The sequence below is a fragment of the Blautia sp. AM28-27 genome (genome assembly GCF_003480905.1).
GTDB classification, from domain to species: domain Bacteria; phylum Bacillota; class Clostridia; order Lachnospirales; family Lachnospiraceae; genus Fusicatenibacter; species Fusicatenibacter saccharivorans.
Genome location: NZ_QUJK01000001.1, coordinates 681,007 through 703,742, shown reverse-complemented (window position 1 = coordinate 703,742; position 22,736 = coordinate 681,007). Strand labels below are relative to the sequence as shown.

Here is a 22,736-nt window from a genome sequence, read left to right as displayed (position 1 = left end):
CAACAAAAATTTTACCAAATTATTCTTTTGGGCAAAAATCTTTTGCCTCCTGTGGTTCCCATTTGCGCACCTTCCGGTCATACGTAAGGATGCCGTTCGACTCCTCCTCGACATCGGTAAGTTGTGTGTAGACTGCTGCGGCAAGTCCCTGTTCTGTGAGTTCTCTTATCTTTTCTGCCAGTGCATCCATCGCTTTCTGGTACTGTGCCTGGTTCTGGTATGTGCGGTAGCCGAACGATTTTTCGGAGTAGAGATGCTCCTGTACCGGATACGTATAGCCGCCGTATTCAGAAAAAGCAAACGCGCGCTCCTCCGGTTTTACTTTTAACGGACGAAAGTAATTGTGAAGGCTCTTGATGTCCCCCGCTCCCTGATCGTACCAGCCGCTCGCGTGGTCGATCTGCCGCGTCGGATCGAGAGCGCGCACCATTTCTGTCATCTCCCTGGCATCAAACTGTCCCCATCCCTCGTTGAACAGAACCCAGAGCGACACGCACGGTGCATTGTAAAGCTGATGAACCGTCTCGCGGCACTCCCGCTTCCACCACTCTCTTCCCGTTTTTGAGGTCCGCGAAAAGAGCGGATAACAGTTATCCCTGAATTCCGTTGTCACAAACGGCAGTACGGTCGGAAGGTACAAAAGGAACGTCTGGATCGACCGGCCGCCGCCGTTGATCATATCCTGCCACACCAGCATACCGATATGGTCGCAGTGGGAATACCATCTTGCGCACTCAACTTTCAGGTGTTTCCGGATCATATTGAAACCGAGGCGTTTGGCCGTCTTAATGTCATAAACCATCGCCTCATCGGACGGCGGCGTGTAGAGGCTTTCCGGCCAATAACCCTGGTCGAGGACACCGTTCTGGAAATACGGCTTTCCGTTTAAGAGAAGACGCGTGATTCCTTTCTCATCTTTTCCAATGCCGAATTTGCGCATGCCGAAATAACTCTCGACGCAGTCTTCTCCCGCTTCAATGGAAACCCCATAGAGATGCGGATGTTCCGGGCTCCAGCCTGCAAAATTACCGAGAATCAGCTCCGCCTCGTTTTCTCTCGTCTCCCGGATGCAGATCACCTTCGCATCCGGCGCTTCGCTCTCCCGCACCGTAATTTTTTTCGTCATTCCCGCATCCGGTCCGTTGAGGAAAACCCGTACTTTTACGCTCGCCGTATCATATTCCGGCGTGATCACGATGCGTTCCAGATACGTCTCCGGCACCCATTCCATCCAGACGCTCTGCCAGATGCCGCTCTGCGCGGTGTAAAACATGCCGCCCGGGGTAAGGCTCTGCTTTCCGCGGCCCTTCCAGTCCGTGTCCGTCTCATCGCGCACCTTGACGGCAAGCTCGTTCTCTCCCGTTTTGAGATACGGCGTAAGATCCACTGAAAAAGAAAGATACCCGCCAAGATGGCCTCCGGCACGCTTTCCGTTGCAGTAAATTACCGCATCCTGATCCACGGCGCCGAACTGCAGCAGCAGCCGTTTTCCGGCAGGAATTTTGGGAAGCTGAATCGTACGGAAGTACCACAGATATTCTTTTGGAAGCAGCTGCCGCTTCACGCCGGACGCATCGCACTCCGGGGAAAACGGAACGAGAATTTTTCCGTCCCGCTGTTCTGGCATTTTCTGCGTTTCCGTGAACGCATACTCCCACCATCCGTTCAGATTTGTCCAGTTTTCCCGGCGCATCTGCGGACGCGGATATTCCGGAAACGGGAGCTCTTCTTCCGGATTTTTCCCAAATTCCGTAGAAAGGCGGAATTTTTTTCCTTCCTTTTTTCCAATCTGTAATGCTTTGACCGCATTTTTGAAGTCCATTCTTTTCCCTCTTTTTCTGATTTTTATGATTGATAAAAGCGTGCCCGGACAAAATCCCGGACACGCTTTTGGTGTACTGAAAATCAAAGCGGATATTCGCAATCCGGTTAGATAAACGCCAGCGTTTTCATCAGATACAGCCAGAACGTCAGCGTAAAGGCACTGCCGCACGTTGTGAGCATAACGGTGTTTGCCGTCAGACTTCCCTCATGACCCATATTTTTCGCCATGATAAAACTGCTCACCGTCGTTGCGGAACCCAGCATCACAAGGATTGCCACCAATTTTTCCTGACGGAAGCCAAGTATCACGGCGATCGGCAGAAAGGCAGCTGCAAGACCGACCAGCTTAATCGCAGCTGCAGCAATCGACGGCCGGATATTCTTTGCCGCGCTCTTTGCCTCAAACGACGCACCCATCGCAATCAGGCCGAGCGGCGTTGCAAGTACCGCAATATTCTGCACCGTTTTCTGCAGAATCACCGGCTTTGGAATGCGAAGCACCGACCAGAGAAGTCCTGCAGCGATCCCGAGGATAATCGGGTTTGTCACGATATTTTTCGCCGTCTTTTTCACAAAATCTGCCGTGATCTCCTCCCGTTCCGGACGGAATACTGCAAGAACGACAACCGCCATGATATTATACAGCGGCACACTGCTGATGATCATCAGCGGCGCCATGCCGGAATTTCCGTAGATATTCTGGATAAAGGCAATACCAAGGATCGCCGCACTGCTCCGGTACGCCGCCTGGATAAATTCGCCTCTTGCACTTCTCTCTTTTAAGAGATGGGAAAGTCCCCATACCGCAAGAATTGAGAGCAGTGTTGCAAAGAAGCAGAACAGAACGAATTTGATATCCCACACAGCGGAGAAATCAGAATCCGACAGGTCCTGGAACAGCAGCACCGGGAGTGCGATTTTAAACACAAATTTGTTCATTTTGCTTGTGAACGATTCGTCCAGAATACCAACCTTTCGAAAGAAAAGTCCCAAAATCATTGTCAGGAAGATCGGCATCGTCGCGTTCAGGCTGAAGATCAGATTACTCATACCAGCGTTTTTCCTGCCAGTACATTTTTATAATCTTCGTAGTTCTCTTCGAGAAGCTTCGGCGTATTCAGACCGTAGGGACATTTCTTCATGCAGGCGCCGCAGTGGAGACAACCTTCGATTTTCTTCATCATCGCCTGGCCGCGCTCGGTGAGCTGGTTGGCGGACGGGGAACGGCGCAGAAGCAGGCTCATGCGCGCGCAGGTGTTAATCTCAATGCCTGCCGGACATGGCATACAGTAACCGCAGCCGCGGCAGAAGTTGCCGGAGAGCTCTTTCTGGTCTTTCTCGATGATCGCCTTGATTTCATCCGTCATGGCAGGCGGACAGGCAATGTAGCTTAAGAACTCGTCCAGCTCTTTTTCTCTCTGGACGCCCCAGATCGGAAGCACGTTGTCGTACTGGTCTTCAAAAGCATATGCAGCCGCGGAGTTTGTGATCAGCCCGCCCGAGAGCGCTTTCATTGCGATAAAGCCGATATTTTTCTCTTTGCATCCCTGTACCAGTGCTTTCTCACGGTCCGTTGCCAGATAGCAGAACGGGAACTGCAGCGTCTCGTAAAGACCGGACTCGATGATCTCCTCTGCCACGCTCATGCGGTGGTTCGTGATACCGATGTGGCGGATTTTTCCCTGTGCTTTTGCTTCCAGCATCGCCTCATACAGGCCGGTTCCATCTCCCGGCTTAGGACAGAAGGACGGATTGTGGAACTGATAGATATCGATGTAATCCGTCTTCAAAAGGGAAAGGCTTGTCTCCAGATCCTTCCAGAACCCCTCCACATCCTTTGCCATCGTCTTCGTAGAGATAAAGACCTTCTCACGCATTTTCTCAAACGCTGCGCCTAATTTTTCCTCGCTGTCGCTGTATGCACGCGCGGTATCAAAAAAGCGGATGCCTCCGTCATACGCTTTGCGCAGCAGATAAACAGCGTCTTCTTTCGTGACACGCTGTACCGGCAGCGCGCCGAAGCCGTTCTTGTTTACACAGATTCCTGTACTTCCCAGTGTTACCATGGACATACTTATGTTCCTCCTTTTTCGCTTTCATTGTTTCAACTCACAGTCGGTATTTCACGGAGTCTGACATGTCGAAAATAGTTCGACTGTGACTTGCCTCATGTCAGTGGAGGATACCGATTTCTCTCCGCCCGCCAATGCCGTTATGTTTCTTTTAGCAATTCATCCCACCGCTTCAGAAACGGGGGACTTCTTGTCTACTGGTGTTAAAATCCGTTATTTCTATAGTATCACACTTTCTGTCAGACGGCAAACGCGATTTAAAGAGGCAGGCACAAAGGGAAATACTTTCCTTTTATGTCTGCCTCTGAATATCATTTTTTATTTTACTTCTTTATAAAAGTTTACGCAGTCCGACGGATCATAATAGATTTTATTATCCGCAAGCAGCGTGGAAACACCGTTCTGTACTTCGATGATGCTGACCGCACAGTTGTACGGCACGCCGCCGTGCCAGAAGTCGTTCTTGTCTTCATAGACATTGCGCAGCAGCGCGCGCATGCAGCAGCCGTGGGTGGCGATCAGGATCGTCTTGTCCTGGAACTCCGGTTTCGCAGTCAGCTCATGATAGAACGCTTCTGCCCGGTCGCAGACCTCCTGGATTGTCTCTCCGTCTCCCGCCGGGCGGAAGTGGAACGGATCTCTGTAAAAATCGTCGAAGTGTTCAGACGGAATCTCAAAATTGTTTGCCCGGCATCCAAGCCCTTCCCAGGAGCCAAAGGAAAGCTCCATCAGGCGGTCGTCGGTCGTAAGCGGCACATTTCTGCCCGCAAGGACGAGCTCTGCCGTGTGCTTTGCGCGGCGCAGTGGACTGGAAATTCCAAGGTCAAACGGGATATTTTTCAGTCCTTCCGCCGTCACTTTCGCCAGACGGACACCGTTCTCATTCAGCTCGGTGTCCGTCTGGCCCTGCAGTCTGCCTTCTACGTTCCACGCGGTTTCACCGTGGCGCATGATATAAAGTTTCATAAAAATCAGCCTCTCAGTTCGATGTTGAACTCATTCTGCAGTTTCTTGCAGATCTTCTCGACAAATTTCTGTACTTTTTCGAAGTCAAATGCTTCTTCCTTCGGTGCAAAGGTGACGGTGAACGCCATGCTCTTCTTGCCTTCCGGAATCTGGCCGCCCTCGTAAACATCGAACAGACGGATCTCTTTTACGTATTTGTTTGCCTCGCGGATACAGTTCTCTACATCGCCGCAGCTGATGTTTTTGTCCATGACAAATGCCAGGTCACGTTTCTCCTCCTGGAATTTGGAGATCGGCTGGAAGGTGCGTTTTTTGCCGTACCATCTGGAGAGCTCTTTTAAGTCAAGCTCCATGATGTAAGCGGAAGCACGCATGCTCAGCTCGTTCTGGATATCATATGCTGCTTTTCCGAAGTATCCGATTTCTGTACCCTCGCAGAGTACTTTCACTGCCTGATACGGATGCAGGAAGGATTTCTGAACCGGCTCGTAGGTGAACTCAATGTCCATGCTCTCGGCGATGGTGTTGGCGATGCCCTTCATAGTGAAGAAGCTCTCGTTGTTTCCGAAGGTTCCGACGCAGAGAACTTTTCTCTCATCCGGGTAGGATGTCAGCGGCAGGGACTCCGGAATGTAGATGCTTGCTACCTCGAACAGTCTTCCTTCAAGGGTGCCCTGTTTCTCATTTCTGGAAATGGCATTCAGCATGGAAGCTGCCAGTGTGGTACGCATCAGGGACAGATCCTGGTTGATCGGGTTGATGATCTCGATGGCATTTCTCTCTTTTGCATCTGCCGGCAGTTTCAAAAGATCCAGATCTGCAGGGGAGAAGAAGGAGTAATGCATGCACTCGTAGATACCCATGGTGCATAAGGTATTCTTCAGTGCCAGCTCGCCTTTCTGCTCTTCATTGTAGCCGCCCATCGTTACCTGTGCAGCGGAAAGGAAGGTATCGGTTACGTGATCGTAGCCGTACATACGGATGACTTCCTCTGCCACGTCCGGATAGCGCTCGACATCGTTCTCTCCCTCCGGCAGCATATCCTCACGATAAGCCGGAACCTGGATGGTCAGCTCATCGCCGTTGATTTCCGGTGCAAAGTTCAGGTTTTTCATAATGCGGAGAATCTCTGCTTCCGGAACTTCGATACCGAGTACGCCGTTTACTTTGCTGACACTGACGGTCATCGGAGTCGGATCAATGGAGTTTCCGGTGTTCACATCGAAATGGGTACGGGAAACTTTACCGCAGCCAAGCTCTTCCATCAGATGCAGGGCACGTTTCATACCAAGTACGGTTGAATACTCGTCTACGCCTTTCTCATATCTTGCACTGGCATCCGTCGCTTTTCCAAGCGCACGGGCTGTCTTTCTGACGTTGTCGCGTGCGAATTTTGCGGACTCAAACATAACAGCCTCTGTCGTGTCGCGGATCTCGGAGTTTAAGCCTCCCATGACACCGGCAAGTGCAACCGGTTTTACGCCGTCGCAGATCACGAGGTTGTTCTCATTCATTGTGTATTCCTGCTCATCGAGGGTCACAATCTTTTCATTTTCTTTTGCTCTTCTGACACAGATTTCATTGCCTTCCAGATAAGAGCAGTCAAAAGCATGCATCGGCTGACCGATCTCTTTTAAGACGTAGTTTGTGATATCAACCACGTTGGAGATCGCGGACATGCCGACGAGTGCCAGACGGCGTTTCATCCATGCCGGGGACTCTCCGATTTTTACGTCATATACGTAATGAGCGCTGTAACGCGGGCAGAGTTCCGGAGCTTCCACGCGGACAGAGAAGCCTTCTTTTTCCACATCCGTCTCGTTGTAATCGGTTGCCGGCATTTTTAAAGGTTTTTCCAGCATCGCCGATACTTCTCTTGCGATACCGAGGATACTCTGGCAGTCCGGTCTGTTTGCAGTCAGGGAGATATCAAAGATCCAGTCGTCAAGACCTGTCAGCTCTTTGACATCTGCGCCAAGCTCGGCATCTTCCGGCAGAACAAGCAGTCCGTTGTAGCCTGCGCCCGGGTACAGATCCTCGGTAAGGCCGAGCTCCACGCCGGAGCAGAGCATTCCGCAGGACTCATATCCTCTTAATTTTCCTTTTTTGATGGTCATAACACCCTCGATGGTCTTATGATCTTTTGCTGTTGCATAAACAGAAGCGCCAGGAAGGGCAACCGGGAATTTTCCGCCGGTGCGCACGTTGTCGGCGCCGCAGCAGATCTGCATGGTGCCGTGTTCTCCTGCATTTACCTGGCACACATGAAGATGGGTCTCCGGGATCGGCTCGCAGCTCTCCACCAGCCCGACAACAACATTGCTGATGTCTTTTCCCACCTGATAACGCTCTTCTACTTCAAAACCGCCGTCGAACAGTTTTTTCTCCAGTTCTTCCGGGGTAACATCAATATCTACATATTCTTTCAGCCAACTTAACGGTACTAACATATTAAACCTCCAAATTCAAACTGTTTCGTCTTTATTTCTCGTTAATCTGATTTAAAACCCGCAGATCGGAACCGAATAACAGTTTGATGTTGTTGATTCCGTATTTCAGCATGGCGATACGCTCCAGGCCGATGCCAAAAGCGAAGCCGCTGTACTCTTCTGAATCAATGCCGCAGTTCTCCAGCACGCGTTTGTTTACGATACCTGCTCCAAGGACCTCGATCCAGCCGGTTCCCTTGCAGAGGCTGCATCCTTTTCCGCCGCAGGCGAAGCAGCTGCAGTCTACCTCAACGGACGGCTCCGTGAACGGGAAGTAAGACGGACGGAGACGGGTTGTGGTTCCCTCGCCGTAGATCTTCTGTACGAGTACGTCGAGCATTCCTTTCAGGTCGCAGAGGGTGATGTTTTTGTCGACAACGAGTCCCTCCATCTGATGGAACATCGGAGAATGGGTTGCGTCGTCATCAGACCGAAAAACACGTCCCGGGGAAAGGATCTTGATCGGCGGCTTTTTGTTTTCCATGACATGAATCTGGCCTGCCGATGTCTGGGTACGAAGCAGGAATTCCGGGGAGAGATAGAAGGTATCCTGCATATCTCTTGCCGGGTGATCCTGTGGTGTATTCAGTGCAGTAAAGTTGTAGTAATCGGTCTCGATTTCTCTTCCCTCGTATACCTCAAAGCCCATGCCTGCAAAGATGTCGATGAGCTGTTTGCGGATCAGGGTAACCGGATGAAGGTTTCCGATCGCTGTCTCTTCTGCCGGAAGGGTCAGGTCGATTTTCTCGGACTCATATTTCTTCTGCAGCTCGCGCTCTTTCATCTCCTCTTCCACTTTCTGGAAACGGCCAAGCGCCCACTCTTTTAACTCATTGACGGATTTACCGTAGTTTGCGCGCTCTTCCGGGGCAATGTTTTTCATTTCTTTCATCAGCCCGCTGATCTTACTTTTCTTTCCTTCCAGATACTCGCTCTTAAATTCATACAGTTCTTTGGAGCTTTTCAGCTCTTCCAGTCCATTTTCAATCTTCTGTTTTAATTCAGACAGATGGCCGGTTAATACACTTTTTTCCTGCATTTGACTCTCCTACTTTCTTTTTCTTGCTTGTTTGATGGTAAATGTGAAAAACAATCAGATACCCCGCTGCAAACAGCGGAGCATCTGATTTTCGTGGCAGTCGCCAGATATCCATGCAAGCATGGCTGCCTGGCTCGTTGCTCACGAAAAAAAGACCCCGCCCCACAAAGGGACGAGATCTGAAATTTCGCGGTACCACCCTGATTTCTGCAGATACTTCCTGCAGACACTCATAGCCGGTGCTGTAACGTACACCAAACGTCTGTCCCTACTTGCATTTCCAGTATCCTGCTATGCGTTCCGGACATCTGCTCCAATGCGAAATTTGAAATATTCCTGAACCTGAAGGAGCTTGCAGCCGATGACTCCCTCTCTCTGGCGGAAAAAATATTTCTCTGAACATCTTCACAGCATTTTTCCTGTTAGATTATCTATAAAACTTTCATAAACAATGTTTATTGTACCGTCTTGACCCCCGGATGTCAAGCCATTATTTTCCCGCTTCTTTATTTGTCTCTTTATTTTCCATAAAATGCTCGATCGCCGCGTTCTGCAGTTTCCGCAGTTTATCCTCAAAATACGCGTTGATCTCCGCGCCGATCAGAAGGATCCACATGCAGAAATACATCCAGATCATGATAAACACGATCATCGTCAGACTGCCGTACATATTGGACGCTGCAAGCGCGATGTCGAGGTACATGGAAAATGCAAGGGAAAAAATAGACCAGGCAAGGGATGAGATCAGTGCGCCCGGGCACTGGCTCTTAAAGCTCGCCTTCCGGTTCGGAATGCATTTATACAGCACCAGGAACAGAACCGCCAGCACGCCTGTCGTAATCAGGGTACGCATGCCCATGATAGAGGATGTCACGCGCGCCACCATCGGCAGATGTTCCGTCAGCTTATTCTGAATGCGGGTTCCGAAGACCAGAAGCACCAGACTGGTGAGGAATGCAGCGGCAAATATCAAGGTATATGCCATGCCCCGCAGCCGGTTGATGATGTAATTACGTGTCTCTGTTACGTGATAAATGCTGTTCAGCCCGTTTGTCAGCGCCGCAATGCCCTTTCCCGCCGACCACAGCGTTGTGATGATCGTAATCGGCATATAGGCAACGGACTGATAAAAGATCTCATTTACAATACCGCCCACGTAGCTCTGGAACTCCGTGGGCAGCATATTGATCAGAACGCTGTAAACATCGTCGCGTGTCAGCGGCGTATATTTTACAAGCGTAACGACCAGAAGAACAAACGGAATAAAGGAAAGAAGAATGAAATACGCACTCTGCGCTGCATAAGCACCGACATGGTCCTCATTCAGGCGCTTCATAAAACCGCGGATTGTTTTTATCATCTGGCAAAACCGCCTTTTCTTTGTTTTCGTGAATCTGTCCCATTCTTGCACATATATCGTACTTCAGGATAGCCTACAAAGCATATCATACTTTTCTTTCCTTCGCAAGGGATTTAATTCCATTTCCGGTAATACCATGCGTAACCGCGTGCCGGAACCGGAACGCCGCGCAGAACACGTTTCTCGCCGGTAAACAGATCCTTCCAGGTGAACTCACCCATATTGATCCAGGCCGTGCGGTCTTCATTGCTGAAGTTAAAGAGACCTGTTACCATCTCATTGCCGGATTTTCTGCAGACACAGAGAAGCGCCGTATCATACGTTTCCTCAGTCCAGACATCCGCCTCACCCTCAAACGGACGGTATTTGAATTTCAGCTCCTCCATCTTTTTCATCGAAGCAAAAATCTGATTCTGAACCGTTCCTTTTTTCTCCTTCTGGGGCTCCAGATCCCAGCGGAAGTGGCCGCGGTGCAGATAACGGCTGTCGGCTGCGCGGTCAGAATCTTCACTCTCTTTGTAGGAATAATCGTTGACCTGGCCGATCTCATCGCCGCTGTAGATAACCGGAATACCAGACTGGATGAAAAGGTATGCGTTCAGCATCTCAATTCTCTGGATCGCCTGTTCGGTCTTCGCCTCATTCTGCTCAAAGCCTGCCGCCTCAAGACCGCAGAGAGAAGCCGTCGTTCCGCAGAGACGCGCATCCTGCAGAACAGGATCGTCGTTGTAGAGTTCTCCTCTTGCATCGCTTCCCTCCACATAGCCGCGGAAGTAATCATTCAGATATTTTTTATGCGGTGCCTCGGCGATGCCGAACTGTTTCAGCCATTCGTAATCGAGGCCCCAGCCGATATCATCGTGGCATCTCAGATAGTTCAGGAAGACATAATCCTTCGGCAGTCTCGTCACAATATCCATCTGATGTTTCAGCAGGCGGGTATCTGCCGTTGCAATGGTGTGCCAGGTGGATGCCATCGTCGTTACGTTGTACAGCATATGGCACTCCGGTTTTTCCAGAGTTCCGAAGTACGGAACAACCTTTTCCGGCTCCATGACAACCTCGCCGAGCAGCAGAACGCCCGGGCAGACGATCTCGGTGATCATACGCATCATGCGGACAATGGTATGTACCTGCGGCAGGTTACGGCAGGTGGTGCCGAGCTGTTTCCAGATGTATGGAACGGCATCGATGCGGACGATATCGATTCCCTGGTTGACGAGATAGAGCATGTTGTTGACCATCTCATTGAAGACAACCGGGTTCGCATAGTTCAGATCCCACTGGTACGGGTAGAATGTTGTCATGACAAATTTGTGACAGTCCTCTCTCCATGTAAAGTTGCCCGGTGCCGTTGTCGGGAATACCTGCGGGCAGGTTTTCTCATATTCGGACGGAATGTCGTAGTTATCGAAAAAGAAGTAGCGGTCCTGATACTCTTTTTCTCCGGCAAGTGCACGTCTGGCCCACTCATGATCCTCGGAAGTGTGGTTCATAACGAAATCCATGCAGAGACTCATGCCCTGGTCGTGGCATTTTTCAGAGAGTGCAGCCAGATCCTCCATCGTTCCAAGGGACGGCTGTACGGTACGGTAATCGGCAACGGCATAGCCGCCGTCACTCTTTCCTTTCGGAGTGGCAAGGAACGGCATCAGGTGCAGATAATTCACGTTGCACGCTTTTAAGTAATCCAGCTTCTCCTCAAGGCCGCTGATGTTGTCTGCGAATGCATCGATGTACAGCATCATGCCGAGCATTTTCTGGCTCTTATACCAGTTCTTCTGTTTTTCTCTCTTACGGTCGAGTGCTTTCCATTTTTTATTCCGCTCTTTGTACCACTGCTCCATGCTCGCACAGAGCTCTTCAAATCTTCCCTGTCCGTTTGGATACAGCTCGCAGTAGAGCCATTTCAGCTCATCATAGTGTTTCTCGAGTCTTCTCTGATATTCCACTGTCATGTTGTTCGTTCTCCTTTATCTTATTCTTTATCCTGTCACAGCGTTCCGGCAACGGAAAATCTGTGTTACGTTTCTTTCACTTGCAGTATACCGTTGCCGCAATTATATGTCAACCGTTTACATACTGTATTTTTCAACAAATTTCAGCCTTTTTCTTTGTCTTTTTTTACCATTTTCTGTCTATCGTTTACTTTCTGGAACAGAAAAAGACTCCGCAGCTTATTTTTTCCGCGGAGTCTCTCTCTTTTTTTCTGTTTCACGCCGAACCACGCACCACAAGGCTCACCGGCATGGTCGTCACATTCGGCACCATCTCTCCCTTTCTTCTCCGGTCGATATACGCAATGGAAAGCTCCGACATTTCCTCAATCGGCTGATGGATCGTCGTGATGGAAGGCGTGGTAATCCCGGCGATCACAGTGTCATCAAACCCGACAACTTTAATATCCTCCGGCACCCGTTTTCCCATGGCGTAAAGGCGCTGGAGTACCTGTGCGGCAATCAGGTCACTGCTTGCAAAAATGCCGTCCGTCTCCGGGTGCTCCAGAAGGCCCTTTTCAATATAGGATTCATAGTGCATGGAGCCGTAGCTTAAGCGGTCACTCAAAAGAACTTCCCCTTCAATCCCCCGCTCCCGGCAGACGCGCAGGAATCCATCCGCACGCCGGTCCGCCGGCATATCTCTTCCGACGATTCCGCCGAAATGAAGCAGATGGCGGCAGCCGCAGTCCGCAAGATGCGATGCTGCAAGCGCTCCTCCCTGCTCGTTGTCACACTGGATTGTAATGGCCTCCGTATTTTCCTCTCGCTCGAAATTGACGATCGGAATTTTCAGATCATGAAACTTTTCAATCTGCACATCGCGGCTTGCCATCACAACGCCGGTTACACGGTTGGAGATGAACATATCGAGATATTCGGTTTCTTTCTCCGGCTGATCTTTCGAGTTGCAGAGCAGAATCTTGTAGCCCCGCTTTGCCGCCGCGCTCTCGAGTGCACTGATCATTTTACTGAAAAACGGGTGCGAGATGTGCGGAACGATAACCCCGATCGTATTGGAATGCGCTTTTGCCAGGGAACGCGCCAGCTCATTCGGCTGGTAATTCATCTCCTGCATCGCCTGCGTTACTTTTTTTCTTGTCTCTTCACTGATGTATCCGCGGTTGTTGATCACACGGGAAACCGTCGTCGCCGTAACGCCGGCGCGTGCCGCTATGTCCTTGATTGTCGCCATGTTTCTCTCCTCGTCATTTTCTAACTGTTTTTCACTTTCGCCCATTATAGCACAAAAAATCTGTTTTCGGTGATTTTTTTAAAAAAGGGAACGGCAGTCGCCGATTTCGATGTTCTGGTAAAAATAGCGGAGAATCTCCTCATACGATTTTCCCTGCTCCGCCAGATGTTTCGCACCGTTCTGTGACATGCCGACGCCGTGGCCGTAGCCGCCGCCGTAAAATGTAAAGGAGACAACCGTTTCCCCTTCTTTTTCCGGAACCACGATAAAGCAGGCACTCGGAAGCAGCTCCATCTCACAGCTTACAGTTCCGTCATTTTTCTGAATCGGCCAGCCTTTCGCCGAGAGGAACTTTCGGATCTGATACTCTCCCTCGATTTCCATGGATCCTTTTTCCCCCTCGATAAGGACGGTTTCTGCCGCACCTCCCTCTGACCGCCGCCGCACCTCAATCCCCGTGATCTCCCCGATTTTCTGATCCGCTGCCCGTTCTGACAGCACATCCGCCGGAATCGTCACCTGCCAGCGGTACCAGCCGTCCTCCACTTCCAGACTTGTGCTGTCCCTTTTGGTGATAAACGATGCAAACGCCTCCTCCGTCTCCGGTTCCTGCTTCTCCCCGCCTACCGTCACGCTCTTCAGATATTCTGCCGTCTCCGCCGTATTCCACACTTCATCCGTACTCGTCTTCCCGCAGGAGGTTGAGAAAAAATACGCCTGAATTGGTTCCCCGCCGCAGGTGATGATTTTTCCTTCTGTCTCCGCCACCGCAGCGTCTGTCTCCGGCTGCGCTTCCATATTGTGGTAGACCTGGCTTTCCACGCTGTCGTCTACATCCGCGTGGTAGTTCTCCCACGTTTTTTCACGAATCCTGGCACACGCATACGTTCTCGCACAGACCGCCTGTGCTTTTAATGCCTCCTTTTCATAGGAGGACGGCATCTCACTCGGCACGACATACCGAAGATACATTTCCAGATCAAGTTCATTTACAACGAGAAGTCCCTCTTCGCTTTTATAGATGACAAAACTTCCCGGATAAACCGTCTCGTCCTCCGGCTTTCCCGTAAGGGAAACCGCCGTTCCCGCCGTCTCATCGGCCGGCACCACATGCACAACTTCCCCGCATTCCTGTTCCGTCACACAGATCGTCTCCTGCGGGGAAGCTATGTATGCGCCGTCGTTCATGGAAAGGCTTGCGTTTCCACGCAGGGACACCTGTTTCTGTGCGTATCCCAGCTTTCCGCAGTCTGTCAGAAGGACACGGATCTGCACCGGTCCGGCTGCCGTTGTTTCTTTTTGTTCTTCCTTTTTACTGTTCAGAAAAGCCGCGTTTTCCTGTTCCATGTTCTGTATCGTCTCCTCCTGCTTTTTGCCTTCCATCGTCTCCGTCCTGCTTTCTGCTGTCGCTGTCTCTTCCGGCGCATCCAGACGGCGCTTCACAACAAACAATAACAGCAGCAGGAGAATCCCCACTCCTAACAGTATCAGTTCCAATTTATCATTTTTTCTCTTCATATCTCATTCTATGCACACGGCTTTTTGTCTGATTCCTTTTCTTTTTGCGATTTTTCCTTGACAAATACCGCCCTATGGTATATAGTATGGTTGTGTATAAATTTCATATCAACATCCAGAGTGCATCAAAAGAAGATCCGTCTTTTGGTGAGAGAGGGAATTCAGGTGAGATTCCTGGGCGATCCGGTCACTGTAATCAGGGAGTGAAGCATAACAAATCCATTGTATGTCCGCAACATATGAGAAGGAATGTGGAACGATGATCTGTAAGTCAGGAAACCTGCTCTGTATGCATAGGGTTGATGCTTCCGATGAAAGCTTCCATTCAAAGACTATTATGGGATATGGAATGTCTGAAAATTTTCGATTAGATTTTTAGAAACCTTCGAGCGAGATTTATGCATTGCATTAAACGGCCGGGTAAACCGTTTCAGATTCTGGTTTCGCCTGTTCTTAGTCAGGCGCCATCCTCCGCTTAAAGGTGTCTGCTATTCCGCTTGCAGGTTGATTCAGATGGCGAAGCGGTTACCCACCTCTGAAAAGAATATGACATAACTGGTAAGATTCTGTTGGATTCGAAAACAGGGTCTTTTCTTTTTCTGTTTTTTCAGAATTCGTTTTCTGCATATTTTCCCATAAAAAGGCTCCCCGCCTGCGCTCCTGTTTTCACAGGACGCTGCAGGAAGGGAGCTTTTTTATGCTGTTTCTATAGCAAGACCCGAAAATAATGCAAAAAAGGCAGTGCTGCAGAGCGCGAATTGCAAGGAACAGATTTGAAGGCGTACCGAGGTACGACGAAAATCTGTGACGCAGTAATTCACGCTCTGCGGTGCTGAATTTTTTGCATTATTTTCGAGGATTGCTATAAAATAGGATCTTAGAAAATGAATTTGTATACGGTTGTGGTGTCGTAAGTATCGCCTGCCTCGAGGATCGGTTTCTCCTCACCCTCCTGGTTGACGGCATTCGGCACATACTGAGATTCCAGGCAGAAGCCGTTGCGTTTGTCATAGAATACCCCATTCTTTCCGGTAACCGGAGCAATGAAATTTCCGGCGTAGAACTGAACGCATGGCAGATCCGTGAAGGCTTCCATGGTGATGCCGCTCTCTTTGCAGGATGCGACTGCCATCAGCTCAATGCTTCCCTCGACAGCCTTGTCCAGGATAAAGTTGTGGTCGTAGCCGCCGGTCAGTTTGAGCTGTTCGAAATCTGCTTCGATCTCTGCTCCGATTGCTTTCTCGCTGGTGAAATCCATCGGGGTTCCCTGTACCGGTGCATGCTCGCCGGTCGGGATGGATGCAGAATCGATCACCGGGCTGAACTGCTCCGCTTTTAAGACAAGTGTCTGGTTCTCAATAGATCCGGCATCGTGGCCTGCCAGGTTGAAGTAGCTGTGGTTTGTCATGTTGACAACGGTATCCTGATCGCAGCTTCCCTCATAGTGGATTTCTACGGCGTTCTCATCGGTCAGGGTATACGTAACGGACACTTCAAAGTTTCCCGGGAATCCCTGGTCTCCGTCCGGGCTCATCAGAACGAAGGTAACGGCGCTGTCATCCGCCTCTTCTACGTTCCAGAGGCGGTAATCGTATCCGTCCGGGCCGCTGTGCAGGTTGTTGTTGTTCTCATTTTTTGCCAGCTGGTATGTTTTTCCGTGCAGTTCAAATGCTGCTCCCGCAATACGGTTTCCGTTTCTTCCGATGGTGGCTCCAAAATGGCTTCCGTCGGTCTCATAGCCGGTTACGGAGTCAAATCCAAGGACAACGTCTCTCTTCTTTCCATCCTTATCCGGAACGAGAACCGATACCAGATGTGCGCCGTAATCGGTTACACTGATTTCCATTCCGTTTTTATTGGAGAGCGTGTAGAGCAATGCTTCTTTTCCGTCTTTTGTTGTTCCAAAACCCTGTTTTTTCATGTTCCTTCTCCTTTTGGTTGTATGTAACGTATAAAAGAGAACCATTTTCATGATTCTCTTTTTTCTCTTTTGTAACCCCGGAATGCCGTTTCCCATACTTTGACTCCTAGCAACGCAAGCTAGGTGGGTAGCCGCAGTCATCATTTCTGCCTTCCACTGACGTCTGTTTCCAGGGTGGCCTGACATCCACATGACAATAATAAGCCTCCCGTTTAAAGTAAATGTAGGTTCAAAATAATGAGATCATCGAACATTCCAGGAAGTTACATTTTTCTTCTTTTCTTTTCACAATTCGGATTATACGCTATTTTGGTTCGCTTTTCAAGTATTATTGCACAATTACTCAAAAATATTCGAACAGCTTTTGTATTAAATGATAATACACACCATTCCGCCCCGGCTGTCGTTGACAATTTTCTGCATGGAATCCTGGAGTTTTGCCTGGCCGTCCTCGGTGATCTGGGCGATTTTGCTGCGGATGCCGTCGTCAACGAGCTGCTCGACGGATTTGCCGAAAATGTTGGTATTCCAGATTCCCTCCGGGCTCTTTGCGCTCTCTTTGATATAGGCGATCAGATCCTCCGCCTGCTGCTCACTTCCGACGATCGGCGCAATCTCCGTCTCGATGTTGGCCTTGATCATATGAATCGACGGGCTCACCGATTTAATTTTCACGCCGTATTTGTTTCCCTGATGGATCACGGCTGGCTCCTCCAGCTGAATCTCCTCCCTCCCCGGAATCACAACGCCGTAGCCGCATCCGCGCACCGCATGAATCGCGTCCTCTACCTTGCGGTACTCTTCCCGCTGTGCCGACAGCTCGCGGATCGTCTGCACCAGATCATACTCGCCTTTGATCTCCACGCCGGCAAGTACACTCAGCATTTCATAATAATACTGCTCTTTTACCTCAATCCGCACCTTCACCGTACCGCTCGCAAGATCCATCGACTGCAGCAGTGTCTGGCTGACATACTGACTGGCAATCGCTGTTTTTCCGCCCACTGCATCCTTCAGGCGCGTCTTTTCCCTGCACATCTCACGGATCTTCTGCAGCAGCTCTGCCTTCAGCGGATGGTCATCGGCAAGAAGCTCCACCCATTTGGGAATATAAAATTCCATCTGCTGAAGCGGGAACTCATACAGCACCTTTTCGAGCATATGCAGAATATCTTCTTTGCGGAGCTGGTCGCAGTTCACCGCCATCGCTGCCACGCCGAATTTTGTTTCAAGCTCCTTTACCTGCCGCTGTGTCTCCTCCCGGTACGGTTTTTTCGCATTCACAAGAATCAGGAAGGGCTTTCCCTGCTTTTTGAGCTCCGCAACGGTTCGTTCCTCCGCCTGCAGAAAATTCTCCCGCGGCAGCTCGCCGAACGATCCGTCGCACGTCACCATAAGACCGATCGTGGAATGTTCTGCGATCACCTTCTTCGTACCGATCTCCGCCGCCTCCCGGAACGGAATCGCCTGCTCGGACCACGGTGTTTTCACCATCCGCTCCTTCTCATTTTCCAGATTTCCCGCCGCGTCCGGCACCAGAAAACCGACGCAGTCGATCAGTCGCAGCCGGATCGGATCGCCCTCCCCAAGCTGCAGCTCCACGGCGTCTTTCGGCACAAATTTCGGCTCCACCGTTGTGATCGTCTTTCCCTCCCCGCTTAAAGGCAGGGCATCCCGTACCTCCGCCTGTTCCTTTTCCGAAAGATACGGCAGTGCCAGCACCTCCAGGAAACGGCGGATCAGGGTGGACTTTCCCGTCCGTACAGGCCCCACCACTCCGATCAGGAACTGGCCCTTCGTTCGTTTCTGAATATCGCGGTATACTGAATATGCATCCATGCGCTGTTGTCCCCCTTTTGATCTTTGTTGCTATGTACTGTTATATTCTATGAGCCGGTCCCCTCTCCTATCACCAAAACTGCACTGCCGCGCACGCAAAAAAGGCACCGCCGCCCTTTTTTCGGACGCACAGTGCCTTTTTTCTGTCACATTCTTATCTTCAGCCTATGATCAGCTGTTTTTTCTCATGGCAGCCTCTACCACATGGCCGACCAGAACAGATGTGGTAACGGATCCTACACCGCCTGGAACCGGTGTGATTGCCTCAACGATCGGCTCAGCTTTTGCGTATGCAACGTCTCCGCAGAGTTTTCCTTCTTCGTTTACGTTGATTCCGACATCAATAACGGTCTGGCCTGCACGCAGGTAGGTATCATCCACAACACCTGCACGGCCTGCTGCTACGATCACGATATCTGCCTCTTTGACTACAGACGGCATGTCTTTCGTTCTGGTATGGCAGATGGTTACGGTTGCGTTTTTCTTTAACAGCATCATGGCTGCCGGTTTTCCTACAACGAGGCTGCGGCCTACGACAACAGCTTTTTTGCCGGTGCAGTCGATACCGTAGTGGTCGAGGATCTCCATGCAGGCCTGCGGAGTACATGGCGGGAAGCCCTGTTTTGTTCCGGCGAATACGCCTACCATGGAACCGTCTGTGATACCGTCTACGTCCTTCTCCGGGGAGAGTGCTTTGATGACTGCTGCCTCATCGAGATGTTTCGGAAGCGGACGGAAAATCAGAACGCCGTGGATGGAATCGTCTTTGTTTACTTTATCGATGGTAGCCATCAGCTCTTCCTGGGTAACGTCTGCCGGGAGAAGGAATTTCTCGTATGCAACGCCTAAGGTCTCACAGCGTTTGGTTGCTCCTCTTTCGTAGGAAAGGTCATCCTCTCTCTCTCCGACACGGATGATTCCGAGAGTCGGTTTTACTCCTTTTGCTTCCAGCTCTGCTACATTTGCTTTGATCTTCTCATTTAATGCTGCTGTTACTTCTTTTCCTAATAACTGTTTTGCCATTTTTTTATCCTCCGCTTTTCTTTTCGGTCAAAGAGAACTCCTTTTGCAACCCGCTTGCTGCCGGGAAGTTTCTCTGGCCGTTTGTTTTCAGGCTTTCAGTCTTCCCAGTACGTTCCGGAAAATCTCGTCTGCTTTTACGGTATAGACCGCAAGCATTTCATCACATTTTCGATTTAGTTCTTCTGCATATTCCCGGTTTTTCATAGATTTCGTGTTGATATATACATTCAGGGAAGCACCCTCTAAGGCTGCTTTGCAGAATGCTGCGCCAACACCTGCGTCACTGATCGCAAGTGCAGAACCTTTTGCTGCAAATTCTACGATCAGGTCGATTGCTTCGCAGCATTTTTCCATAATTTCCATTGGAACAGAGCAGGCATCCTTCAGCACAATCTCCATGACTCTTGCTTTTTCTGCCTTCTCCTCCTCTGTCTCGCGCGGCATGCCGTATGCTTTGGAGAGCGGTTCGAACACTTCTGCATCGCGCTCGATCAGGTGAAGCAGTTCGTCCTGAAGCGTGGTTGCTTTCGCCATCAGCTCTTTCATTTCCTCTTCGACATCCGCATATTTCTTTTTACCTACTGTCAGCGCACCAACCATGTTGCCAAGCGCTGTGCCGACAGCGCCAACCAGTGCAGAAGCTCCGCCGCCGCCCGGAACCGGTGCTTTGGAACCGAGCACGTCTACAAACTCATTGCAAGGTACTGTTGAAAATCCCATGTTATTTTCCTCCGCTTATTTTTTTCGATCCAGAAGCCATCCTGATGGCCTCAAACCATAACTATTTTGCAGCCAGAGCCTTCAGCATATCAATTGTGACATCTCCCACAACCGCCATATCCTCTCCCTGCGTAAATGCAGCCGGGAAATTGTCCGAAAAGAGGATCTGCGCGGACGGCGGAAACTCATCATCTCCTGCCCATAAAATCAGTCGTACAAAAAGCCCTTTCATAAACTCCAGCTCATATCCGACATCACCGGATGAAATCGCCTGAGCGCCGACACGTTCCATGATCTCACGGAATGCATCCAGCTTTCCGCCAAAGCCAAACGCAAGACGGAACAGGCATCTTCCCTGGAACTGTTTAAAATAAACTTCTCCCCACGGAATCTCCCGGTATGTCAGAAATTTTCCGGTGGATGGGGCAGCTCCGCCCTCGGTCAGATAGCGCAGCACCAGAATTTTTGCATTCGGCTTCTCCTCGAGCGGATACCAGCCGATCACCGGACCGTCTGTGCCGTCATCTCCAAGATGCTGCACGCGGTACTCCGGCCAGGAAATCCGGTAGGAAACACCCATCAGGGATACCGTAAACTCGTGTTTTTCGGCGTCATATGGTACATTACACCGGCTGGAAATCTCCGCCGGATCCGCGTTCTGGTATACTTCCAGGTAATGTTCATAGGGAATCCGTTCTTTGCTGTCTTTTTCGTAATTCAAGTCTACTGCCATGTGAATCCAATTCCTCTCAAAAAAAGGTTCTCACTTCCGTTTTTATACTTCTACAGACGGGAACATCGCTGTGTCCGTGTGCGGCAGGAAGCAGGCCGCTACAAATTCATCCATATACGTCGGTACGGTCGAGAGCTCCAGATACGTCATGTTCCGGGCAACCTCGTACGTCTTCTTCTCTGCCGCTGTCGATAAGAGCATCGAATACGCGCCAGTCAGGGAAGAGTTGCCGATGTAATGGAATTTTTCCAGCGGGATGTCCGGGAACATACCGATGGTAACGGCATTTTTCATGTTGATGCCGCTTCCGATACCGCCCGCTACGTAAACCTCCTCGATCATGGAAACATCCATATCCAGATAGTTCAGCATCGTACGGATCGCTGAGAAAATCGCGCCCTTGGCGCGGATAAAGTTGTCGATATCGACCTCGGTAATCTCAACATCGCGGACACTTCCAGCCTCCTCCTCGAACGCAATGACATAGCTTCCCATGCCATATTTGTCGTGGCGGATCCGTTTTCCCTCACGGATAAATTTACCCTTCGGATTGACCATCTTCGCGCGGAACAGCGCCGCAATCACATCGATGATACCGGAACCGCAAAGGCCGATCGGTTTCGTACCCTCATCTCCGATAACATGGTACGAAGGTTCCATCGTCTCCGGATCAATCGTACATTTTTCAATCGCACCGTCGGTCGCACGCATGCCACAGCTGATATCGCCGCCCTCAAAGGCCGGTCCGGCCGAGCAGGCACAGCTTACCATAAAGTCAGAGTTTCCAAATGCAAGCTCGCCATTGGTACCAAGGTCAATAAAGAGACTCATCTCCGGCCGGTTCCAGATCATGCTGACCAACGCGCCGGCAGTAATATCTCCGCCCACATAGCTTCCGATGTTCGGTGCCAGAATGATATGGGCGTCCGGATGAATCGCAAGATTGACATCCGATGCAAACAGTGAGTTTGTCTTAAAGAAGGCCGGAATATACGGCTCCATCCGAAGCGGATCTGCATTGATGCCCATCATCAGATGCTCCATGGTAGTGTTTCCGGCAATCGCCGCACGGTAAATCTGCTGACTGCTGATTTTCGCTGCACGGCACATGTTGGAGATCATCGGGTTTAAGGTTTCTTTGATGATTGCATTCTGCAGTCTTTCATGGCCTCCCGGTTTCTGGGATTCAATGATACGGTTGATAACATCCGCACCATACCGGATCTGTCCGTTTCCGGAAGAGGCTTTTGCCAGGATTTCTCCGCTCAGCATATCCACGATCAGTGCAGAAACTGTCGTTGTTCCAATGTCGACAACGAGACCGCCGACAACTGCTTTTGCTTCCATTGGAAGCATATCGTATAAAAAGACGTCATTTGGCGTAACCCGGACGACACACTGTGCCTGAAAATGGGATTCCCGAAGGACATCCGGCATTTTTTTCAGTACAGAGTACGGAATCCGTACCCGGTCAAGCCCCGTCGCTGCCTGTACAGCCCAGGTTACTCTCTCGTTATCCGGCATCGTATCATCCAGAGTAGGCTCTTCCATTGAGATTGTAATCACCTGCATGCTGTTTTTCAATTCCAGACCGGCGTCTGTAATTTTCTTTTTCGTATCTTCAAAAATTGCAATTTCACTCGGTGAACTAAGGTCTGCCACTTTCATGCGGCTCCGGTAAGCGGATGCAATGTCCGGCACTTCCACTTCAACATCGCCTTTGACGGTGCTGACGCACGCCAGTCTCCAGCCATTCTGATATTCTTCCTCAGAAATATGGCGGGTTATTTTGGAATCCAGCTCACCGCTCACAAGACGAACGCGGCATTTACCGCACGATGCGTTTCCGGAACACGGTGCATCGATCGGCACATTGCTCTTCTGCGCTACTTCAAGAAGGCGCTCGCCCTCGGTTGCGTAGGTGACTACCGGTTCTCCTTCTTCAAATCGAAAGGTTACTTTTGCCATAATCTGTAAATCCCCCAGTCGTATATATTCTCCGCTGTTTTTTTTCCGCTTTTAGATAGAAAAACCCCTGAT

The 22,736-nt window shown here is 50.3% G+C and carries 16 protein-coding genes, 1 other RNA gene, 1 riboswitch and 1 other annotated feature; all 17 genes read right to left on the bottom strand.

The window, feature by feature from the left end:
• Nucleotides 1-19: 19 nt before the first annotated feature.
• On the bottom strand, nt 20-1,822 hold the full coding sequence (locus DW743_RS03400; RefSeq protein WP_117760350.1) for a glycoside hydrolase family 2 protein: 1,803 nt from the start codon (nt 1,820-1,822) through the stop codon (nt 20-22).
• Between the two features lie 107 nt (nt 1,823-1,929).
• On the bottom strand, nt 1,930-2,874 hold the full coding sequence (locus DW743_RS03395; protein ID WP_117760351.1) for an AEC family transporter: 945 nt from the start codon (nt 2,872-2,874) through the stop codon (nt 1,930-1,932).
• Nucleotides 2,871-3,896 (bottom strand): aldo/keto reductase, encoded by a 1,026-nt coding sequence (locus DW743_RS03390; RefSeq protein WP_117760352.1) that lies wholly within the window; start codon nt 3,894-3,896, stop codon nt 2,871-2,873. Before DW743_RS03390 ends, DW743_RS03395 begins: the two co-directional genes overlap by 4 nt.
• Before the next feature lie 318 nt (nt 3,897-4,214).
• A complete protein-coding gene (locus DW743_RS03385) occupies nt 4,215-4,862 on the bottom strand; it encodes a histidine phosphatase family protein (RefSeq protein ID WP_117509036.1) in 648 nt (215 codons plus the stop codon).
• Between the two features lie 5 nt (nt 4,863-4,867).
• Nucleotides 4,868-7,312 (bottom strand): phenylalanine--tRNA ligase subunit beta, encoded by a 2,445-nt coding sequence (pheT, locus tag DW743_RS03380; RefSeq protein ID WP_117760353.1) that lies wholly within the window; start codon nt 7,310-7,312, stop codon nt 4,868-4,870.
• Nucleotides 7,313-7,343: 31 nt separating this feature from the next.
• Nucleotides 7,344-8,390 carry a phenylalanine--tRNA ligase subunit alpha gene (gene pheS, locus DW743_RS03375; protein WP_022461828.1) on the bottom strand — a complete coding sequence of 349 codons (1,047 nt, stop codon included), beginning with the start codon at nt 8,388-8,390 and terminating at the stop codon, nt 7,344-7,346.
• A gap of 165 nt (nt 8,391-8,555) precedes the next feature.
• Nucleotides 8,556-8,808: a binding site (T-box leader), on the bottom strand.
• 72 nt (nt 8,809-8,880) lie between these two features.
• On the bottom strand, nt 8,881-9,750 hold the full coding sequence (locus DW743_RS03370) for a YihY/virulence factor BrkB family protein (RefSeq protein ID WP_055218106.1): 870 nt from the start codon (nt 9,748-9,750) through the stop codon (nt 8,881-8,883).
• Nucleotides 9,751-9,863: 113 nt separating this feature from the next.
• Nucleotides 9,864-11,708: an alpha-amylase family protein gene (locus tag DW743_RS03365; RefSeq protein ID WP_117760354.1), complete on the bottom strand. Its 1,845-nt coding sequence runs from the start codon at nt 11,706-11,708 to the stop codon at nt 9,864-9,866.
• Nucleotides 11,709-11,964: 256 nt separating this feature from the next.
• Nucleotides 11,965-12,942: a LacI family DNA-binding transcriptional regulator gene (locus tag DW743_RS03360; RefSeq protein WP_117760355.1), complete on the bottom strand. Its 978-nt coding sequence runs from the start codon at nt 12,940-12,942 to the stop codon at nt 11,965-11,967.
• A 78-nt stretch (nt 12,943-13,020) separates the two neighbouring features.
• Nucleotides 13,021-14,460, bottom strand: a complete 1,440-nt coding sequence (locus DW743_RS03355; RefSeq protein WP_117760356.1) for a SpoIID/LytB domain-containing protein — start codon at nt 14,458-14,460, stop codon at nt 13,021-13,023.
• Nucleotides 14,461-14,561: 101 nt separating this feature from the next.
• A riboswitch (cobalamin riboswitch) is annotated at nt 14,562-14,762 on the top strand.
• 575 nt (nt 14,763-15,337) lie between these two features.
• Complete coding sequence (locus tag DW743_RS03350) at nt 15,338-16,381, bottom strand: aldose epimerase family protein (protein ID WP_117760357.1); 1,044 nt, start codon at nt 16,379-16,381, stop codon at nt 15,338-15,340.
• A 70-nt stretch (nt 16,382-16,451) separates the two neighbouring features.
• Nucleotides 16,452-16,646, bottom strand: a non-coding RNA gene (gene ssrS, locus DW743_RS03345) — 6S RNA.
• Nucleotides 16,647-16,750: 104 nt separating this feature from the next.
• Nucleotides 16,751-18,220: a stage IV sporulation protein A gene (spoIVA, locus tag DW743_RS03340; RefSeq protein ID WP_022461834.1), complete on the bottom strand. Its 1,470-nt coding sequence runs from the start codon at nt 18,218-18,220 to the stop codon at nt 16,751-16,753.
• 171 nt (nt 18,221-18,391) lie between these two features.
• Nucleotides 18,392-19,243 carry a bifunctional 5,10-methylenetetrahydrofolate dehydrogenase/5,10-methenyltetrahydrofolate cyclohydrolase gene (locus DW743_RS03335; RefSeq protein ID WP_022461835.1) on the bottom strand — a complete coding sequence of 284 codons (852 nt, stop codon included), beginning with the start codon at nt 19,241-19,243 and terminating at the stop codon, nt 18,392-18,394.
• A gap of 87 nt (nt 19,244-19,330) precedes the next feature.
• Nucleotides 19,331-19,963, bottom strand: a complete 633-nt coding sequence (locus DW743_RS03330; protein ID WP_117509042.1) for a cyclodeaminase/cyclohydrolase family protein — start codon at nt 19,961-19,963, stop codon at nt 19,331-19,333.
• A gap of 61 nt (nt 19,964-20,024) precedes the next feature.
• Entirely contained in the window at nt 20,025-20,696 is a 672-nt protein-coding gene (locus DW743_RS03325) for a DUF3786 domain-containing protein (RefSeq protein ID WP_117760358.1), read from the bottom strand.
• Between the two features lie 42 nt (nt 20,697-20,738).
• The gene (gene acsV, locus DW743_RS03320) at nt 20,739-22,664 is read right to left on the bottom strand and encodes a corrinoid activation/regeneration protein AcsV (RefSeq protein WP_117760359.1); all 1,926 of its coding nucleotides are present in this window, start codon (nt 22,662-22,664) and stop codon (nt 20,739-20,741) included.
• Nucleotides 22,665-22,736: the final 72 nt, after the last annotated feature.